The sequence below is a fragment of the Hymenobacter defluvii genome, from assembly GCF_017589435.1.
GTDB classification, from domain to species: Bacteria; Bacteroidota; Bacteroidia; order Cytophagales; family Hymenobacteraceae; genus Hymenobacter; species Hymenobacter profundi.
The window spans coordinates 1-889 of sequence record NZ_JAGETX010000088.1; the positions used below are offsets into that span (position 1 = coordinate 1).

Annotated in this window: 1 protein-coding gene; it reads left to right on the forward strand. The window is 66.7% G+C overall.

What is annotated here, in order from left to right:
• Window positions 1–30: 30 nt before the first annotated feature.
• On the forward strand, window positions 31–889 hold an 859-nt coding region (locus tag J4D97_RS23075; protein ID WP_208309638.1), incomplete at its 3' end, for a hypothetical protein.

The window sequence follows — 889 nt, forward strand, 5'->3', positions numbered from 1 at the left end:
TATCGGAGCTTGGACAGCTCGGTGCCGTGCGTGCGCATCGCCACCACGGAGCCCGTGCAGCTGGTGAACTGCACACTGGCCGGGGCGGGCGATTTGATCGTCTCGGGCGAGGGCGCGAACCTGATCGTGCGCAACTGCCGCGGCTACGGGCTGGAGCCCAGCCGCACGGGCGTGGGGCGGGGCCGCTTCGTGAACAGCTACCGGGCGCGCCGCCTGTGGATCGAGCACAACTACTTCGAGCAGACCAGCGGGCTGAACATCGACCGCTGGAGCACGAGTGGGGGCGTGGCCGGGGTGGGCCAGCCCTTGCTGGTGCGCTACAACCAAGCGCGCAACATCGACGGGCGCTGGCGCGGCAACCAAGGCAGCACGCGCGCCAGCTTTGTGATTCTGAACACGGTGCGCAGCCTGCCCGGGGTGGAGATCAGCTACAACGAGGTGCGCAACACGGCCAACCAGAGCCTGGTGGAGGACAACATCAACCTGTACGCCAGCTCGGGCACGAGCGGCAGCCCGATCCGGGTGCACAACAACTTCGTGTTCGGGGCCTACCCGTTTCCGGCCACGGGCACGGGCTACACGGGCACGGGCATGACCACGGACGGCAACGGCAACGCCTCGGAGGTGACGGCGTTTGTGGAGGCGTACGAGAACCAGTTCGTGAGCACGTGCAACGCGGCCATGAACATTGCCGCGGGCCACGACATCTACTACCACGACAACCGGCTGGTCACGAGCGGGATGCTTGCGGACGGCACGCGTTTGCCGAGCACGTGGGCGGGCACCTCGATCTTCAACTACTACAAGCTGCCGGGCAACGTGTTCTTCAACAACCGGGTGGAGCGTACGGTGGTGGGGTACATGAGCAAGGGGGGGCAGAACGGCCGGC